The following is a 6,045-nucleotide window of genomic DNA, read 5'->3' as shown; positions in this document are numbered from 1 at the left end:
TCCATCGATGAGACAAGCTTGTCAGATGGAGAACTCTACACAATTCTTACTAACAAAGCCGCTAAGGGCAAAAAAGGCAGTATTGTAGCCATTATAGCGGGTACCAAGGCAGAAACGGTGATTAATGTATTACAGAAAATTCCTTTTAATGTTCGTAAGAAAGTTAGAGAAATCACCTTAGACATGGCCGCTAATATGGAATTAATAGCCAAGAGATCATTCCCTAATGCTACCAGAGTAACCGATAGATTCCACGTTCAAAAGCTAGCTACAGCAGCCTTACAGGAAATCAGAATCAAACATAGATGGGAAGCCTTGGATGCTGAAAATGAGGCCATTGAATTGGCTAAGAAAACTAATAATGAATATGACCCAAAAATACTTCCTAATGGAGATACACTCAAACAATTATTGGCCAGAAGTCGATACGTTTTATACAAAAAAGAGAAAGACTGGACTGAGAACCAGAAACAAAGGGCCACGCTATTATTCGAGTTATATCCTGACATTAAGCATGCCTATGACTTAACAATGAGTCTTTCATATATCTTTGAAAATACCAATGACAAACTGTATGGATTGACAAGGCTGGCTAAATGGCATGAAAAAGTAAGACAGGCAGGCTTTAAAGCCTTCAATACAGTGGCAAGGTCAATACAAAATCATTATAAGACCATCGTTAACTTCTTTGAAAATAGAAGCACGAATGCTTCGGCGGAGGCTTTTAATGCCAAGATTAAGGCATTTAGAAGTCAATTCAGAGGTGTGAAGAATATCCCTTTCTTTTTATATAGACTTACCAAAATCTATGCTTAATCCTACTCACCCCACAACTTTTAGAGTTGATCCGTAATATTTCTTACGCCCCTAAACTGATTTCTTAGTGCTTTGACTTTTGCACGGTTCGCCGCAGCGATTAAAGGATTCTGCTGATGCATTAGTATTTCTCCTATCAAAGAAGTTCAGGATTTTTTCATAATGGTTCTGAATAGTTCGGGCAGTTGTATTGAATGAACCGAAAGAGGAGGGTACCTAAATATTTTTTTTTACAAATTCTATTTTATATTAATAAACTGTTCAAAATATCTAACATCTCCTTTATTTTTTCAAATATCAAAGATTGAATTACTTCTGTATAATTATTAACAGTCTTGTTTAACATAAGAATTTAATCGCACAAAGCGTATTTTTTTATTTTATTTTCTTAAGTTGGAATATTTTTTGCTTAAGTTTTAGCTGAGCATTCACAAACTAAGGTTTTTAAAAAGTAAAGCGATGAATATTAATCTACAACTATTATGAGCAAAAAAAGCAAATATCATTTTTTTTTCGTGGGCTTAACGGGAATCATCCTATGGTGTACCAGTTGTGTTAAAATGGATATTCCCAAGGAGACAGAAAGAGCTTCTCCAAAATTATTCTCTGACGCAGTCTCGATTCCATCAGATTTTAAGTGGTCATCAGTCAAGACATTAGATTTTAAGGTGACGGTCGATGATAAATTCAGCGGAAAGTATTTTTATCGCGTTGAGTTATACGATAATGACCCGAAACTTGGTACAAAAGCGAATTTATTGGGGGCCGGTATGGCTAAGAAAGGTCAGGATTTTGCTGGTAAAATTGTGATTCCCACTTTGTTGCAGTATGTATATCTTAAGCAGATTTCTCCTGTTGGAATCCCCTCTGTTACAATGTTAAAGATAACGGATGTTACCTCGTTGATTGTCACTCCTAATAGTCTCAGGGAAAGCAGTATGATTGCAGAATCGCAAGTATTTTCCGCGTCAAGATTATCAACAACCGAGTCGGTTATTGTACCTTCTGATGCATTGCAGATTACTGGTGGTGCAACTGTTGTAGTGGAGTCGGGAAAATCATATGTTATTAAGTCTGGAATAACTTTTACCGGCCAAATTAATGCCAATAATGGGACAAGTGGAGTGAAAATCTATGTTGAAGGAACATGGACTAACCGAAGTTATACAATGAATTTGGGTAATAACAATGCTCTTTATACAACAACTTCAGGTAAAATTGACCTGAATAATGTAGTCCAGAATACTGAAGGAGCTTTTTTAAACTATGGTACAACTTCGCTGGTAGATCTAAGTACTTCAAATACGGCTCTATATGTGAACTATGGTACTTTAACGGCCGAAAAAGCGAATTTTTCAAATGGAAGCTTTACTAATTTTGGTACTGTTTCATTTCAGAGTCTGACGAGTACTACGGCCTCAACTAAGATTCGTAATGAAGGAAATTTAACAGCAACAACTGTCTCACTCACAAACGCTACACTGGAGGCAGCCTGTCTCACGAAAGTCGGAACTTTGACTACTAACAGTGCAATTATCAATGTAACTGACAAAGCTATGCTAAGTATAGGTAATACAGATGGAGGTGGAACGCGATTTAATATTGCCTCAGGTGGTATTTTAGAAGTTACAGGAACAGCTAAGTTTAATAGTAACAGAAATTATATGAGTGGACCTTCATCTGGTAAAGCGTTGGCAAGATTAAAAAAAGTAGATGTGCAAAACCAATGGCAGGCTATCACTTATTCAGGAAATCTGGAGATTGCTTGCTCAGATCACACGCCTAATGAACAATGGAGTACATATTATATTATAGAGAGTCCTGCAACGATAGTACCATATGACAAATCAACTGTTGTTATTTCTGGTACAACTTGTAATGCAGGCGGAAATAATGATAAGGGAGCAGGTACTACTCCGGTTGATCAGACAGTGACAGAGATTAACCTTGGTACATACTCATACGCATTTGAAGATAACTGGCCAGATCTTGGTGATTATGATATGAACGATATTGTTGTTGATATGAACATTATTAAGTTCCAGAATACGTCAAATAAGATAACCAAGGTTACATTAAACGGGAAACTCCAGGCTGTAGGTGCCTCTAAACGGAATGCTGTTGCGGTGCAATTAGATGGCATAGCTCCGGGTGATGTAAAATCAGTTACTTATTCACGTACAAATTTAGTTGGAACTAATCTAAAGCTGGGGTCTAATGGTGTAGAGACAGGGCAGACTTATGCAGTAGTAACTATTGTTGATGATGCACATAAAGCCTTTGGTGTTTCAGATACTCCAATTATATCTACGCAAGGTGGCAGCTATACCCCGGTAGATATTGTGATTACAATAGAGTTTGCTACACCCTTGGATAATTTCACCTTTCAGACATTAAATATGTTTATTATTAATTCCATCAGTAACAGCACGGGCCGAAGCGAGGTGCATTTGGTAGGATATGCAGGAACAGATAAGATAGACAAATATTTGATTGATAATATGAAGGGTAGTAGGTTGTCAGAAACAGACCCTTTCAAGTCGGTTAATAATGAGCCTTGGGGATTAAGCGTTCCTGTATCTTTTGCATATCCACAAGAAGCAAAGAATATTAAGAATGTCTATCCTAAATTTGAAAACTGGGCGTTGAGTGGAGGTATTAAGGATACCGATTGGTATTTGAAATGATAAAAGTGCATTAATTAAAGTCTTAATATACAACAACGCCGCACAAACGTGCGGCGTTGTTGTATATAGATAGCTATTACTAAATAAGCTATTTTCCGGTTTCTTTTGCCCAGGTGTCTTTTAAGCCTACAGTGCGATTAAAAACCAGTTTATCAGTTGTTGAATCTTTATCTAAACAAAAATATCCCTTGCGTAAGAATTGATGATTTGTTCCTACAGAAGCATTTTTCAACGATGGCTCTACATAAGCAGTAATGGTTTGCAAAGAGTCATTATTAATATATTCTTTAAAATCGCCCTCTTCATTGCCAGGATCCTCTACTTTAAATAGCCTGTCATATAATCTTACCTCTGCTTGTATAGCATTATTGATAGACACCCAGTGAATGGTTCCTTTTACAGAAATACCTGAAGTATCCTGACCACTTTTTGAGTTTTCGATATAGGAGCAATGCAATTCTATAATTTCGTTGTTTTCATCTTTAATGACCTCATCGCAACGAATAATATACGCACTTTTCAAACGTACCATTTGCCCTGGAGCCAACCGGAAATACTTTTTAGGAGGGTTTTCAAGGAAGTCATCTTTCTCAATGTAGATTTCCCTGCTAAAGGGTACATCACGTGTACCACCATGAAGGTCTTCTGGGTTATTTTCTGTAGTTAATATTTCAGATTTACCTTCTGTATAATTCGTAATCACTACCTTCAGAGGATCAAGTACCGCCATAACTCTGGTGGCTGTTTTATTCAGATGTTCCCTTATACAAAACTCTAACAAACCTACACTTATCAGGTTGTCACGTTTAGCCACTCCGATTCTTTCACAAAAATCACGGATTGCTTCTGGCGTATAACCCCTACGGCGCAAGCCCGAAATTGTAGGCATACGAGGATCATCCCAACCATTCACGTGTCCTTCATTAACCAATTGTAAAAGTTTGCGCTTGCTCATTACTGTATAAGTCAAGTTCAGACGTGCAAACTCATATTGTTTTGATGGAAAAATCTCTAAATTTTCAATACACCAATCGTATAGCTCACGATGAGGGACAAACTCTAAAGTACAGATAGAATGTGTAATACCCTCTATAGAGTCTGATTGGCCATGAGCAAAATCATACATCGGATAAATACACCATCTATCTCCTGTGCGATGATGCCTGGCAAATTTGATTCGATAAATAATAGGATCACGCATCAACATATTAGTTGAGGCCATATCAATTTTTGCTCTCAGTACATGCGTACCTTCAGCAAATGCACCATTTTTCATCTGCTCGAATAGTGCCATGTTTTCTTCAACACTACGATTCCGGTATGGACTATTGATACCAGGCTCTACAGGAGTGCCTTTCATGGCAGCCATTTCTTCTGAAGTGCTATCATCAACATAGGCCAGACCTTTATTAATCAGTTTTTTAGCAAACTCATACAATTGTTCAAAATAGTCGGAAGCGTAAAACTCATTAGCCCAGTTAAAACCTAACCAGCGGACATCATTTTTAATCGACTCTACGTATTCTGTATCTTCTGTAACCGGATTTGTATCATCAAAGCGCAAGTTTGTTTGTCCACCATATTTCTGGGCAACACCAAAATTTAAACAAATAGATTTTGCATGCCCAATGTGAAGATACCCATTAGGTTCAGGAGGAAAACGAGTAAGAACTCGTCCATTATATTTTCCTGATTCGAGGTCATTTTCAATGATTTGCTCGATGAAGTTTAAGGATTTTTCTGTCGCTTCTGCCATTTTCAATGGTGGTATTGTTGCTATTCCTGCGAATTTAATATTTTTTTATTGTAAAGAATTTGAGTTTTATTTCTTACAACGTATTTTATTTATTAAATGTTAAAAAAAATTGGAATCATTATATTTTGCATAACTTTTTAATAATCAATGGATCAGGTATTTATAAGTTAATAAACTCACAAAATTAAGTTTAGAGTATTTACAATAAAAAATGACTCTGGAAACTAATTGTTAAAGTGATTTCGTATTTTTAAGCATCTGATTTATTACGCTAAACCTCTTTTATATGAATTTCAAGATAGTCATTAATCGTTTCTTTTCTAATAAATACGTGCCTCTCGGACTTACTCTGATCATCTTTATTTTATGCTCTTTCCCGAGTACGCATCTACCAATGGTTTCAAAACTCAATGATAAAACAGAGCATTTTATTGCTTTTGGTGTATGGGCCTTTTGCTGGCAGGGAGCTTTTGGTAATTATATAAGAACTATTTTATTAGGATGTATTTATGGTATTCTGATTGAATTCTGGCAGGCAGCCTTGCCCGAATCATTTCATCGGAATTTCGATTGGTATGATGCCTTAGCCGATGCAATTGGGGTAGTAATTGGTGTTTTTCTATGGAGAATAAAGAGTTTTTTTACTCTGTAACTATACTTGTTTTGGATTAATATCACTCGTTTGGGGTATTAATTCCTCACCCAATCACTGCTAAATTTGAAAGACTTTCAAAGTAAGGCATGGAACGCTTTTTTCATATTTGTTAGAGATTGAACCCCTTTAAA

5 protein-coding genes are annotated in these 6,045 nt (G+C 36.4%); 3 read left to right on the top strand and 2 right to left on the bottom strand.

Annotated elements, in window-relative coordinates:
* Positions 1 to 816 (top strand): transposase (locus H1R81_RS22745; protein WP_181843050.1); only part of this gene is annotated, 816 nt, incomplete at its 5' end.
* A 51-nt stretch (positions 817 to 867) separates the two neighbouring features.
* On the opposite strand, the gene H1R81_RS22740 is transcribed toward H1R81_RS22745, so the two are convergent.
* On the bottom strand, positions 868 to 990 hold the full coding sequence (locus H1R81_RS22740) for a hypothetical protein (protein WP_409013570.1): 123 nt from the start codon (positions 988 to 990) through the stop codon (positions 868 to 870).
* Positions 991 to 1,298: 308 nt separating this feature from the next.
* Here H1R81_RS22740 and H1R81_RS22735 point away from each other — a divergent pair, with 308 nt between their 5' ends.
* Positions 1,299 to 3,503 carry an LruC domain-containing protein gene (locus H1R81_RS22735; RefSeq protein ID WP_181843049.1) on the top strand — a complete coding sequence of 735 codons (2,205 nt, stop codon included), beginning with the start codon at positions 1,299 to 1,301 and terminating at the stop codon, positions 3,501 to 3,503.
* Positions 3,504 to 3,591: 88 nt separating this feature from the next.
* Here H1R81_RS22735 and H1R81_RS22730 read toward each other — a convergent pair whose 3' ends face one another.
* Positions 3,592 to 5,259, bottom strand: coding sequence for a glutamine--tRNA ligase/YqeY domain fusion protein (locus tag H1R81_RS22730; protein ID WP_181843048.1), 1,668 nt, complete (start codon positions 5,257 to 5,259; stop codon positions 3,592 to 3,594).
* Positions 5,260 to 5,545: 286 nt separating this feature from the next.
* Here H1R81_RS22730 and H1R81_RS22725 point away from each other — a divergent pair, with 286 nt between their 5' ends.
* Complete coding sequence (locus H1R81_RS22725) at positions 5,546 to 5,911, top strand: VanZ family protein (RefSeq protein ID WP_181843047.1); 366 nt, start codon at positions 5,546 to 5,548, stop codon at positions 5,909 to 5,911.
* Positions 5,912 to 6,045: the final 134 nt, after the last annotated feature.

It is taken from the genome of Emticicia sp. BO119, assembly GCF_013912375.1.
Classification (GTDB): Bacteria; Bacteroidota; Bacteroidia; order Cytophagales; family Spirosomataceae; genus Emticicia.
Note: the sequence above shows the minus strand (reverse complement) of the source record. Positions and strands in the feature narration are given on the sequence as shown.

Bases quoted from the DNA above. Each gene is read 5' to 3' on its own strand.
- H1R81_RS22735 (WP_181843049.1), top strand. From the start codon at position 1,299: ATGAGCAAAAAAAGCAAATATCATTTTTTTTTCGTGGGCTTAACGGGA.
- H1R81_RS22730 (WP_181843048.1), bottom strand. From the start codon at position 5,259: ATGGCAGAAGCGACAGAAAAATCCTTAAACTTCATCGAGCAAATCATT.
- H1R81_RS22725 (WP_181843047.1), top strand. From the start codon at position 5,546: ATGAATTTCAAGATAGTCATTAATCGTTTCTTTTCTAATAAATACGTG.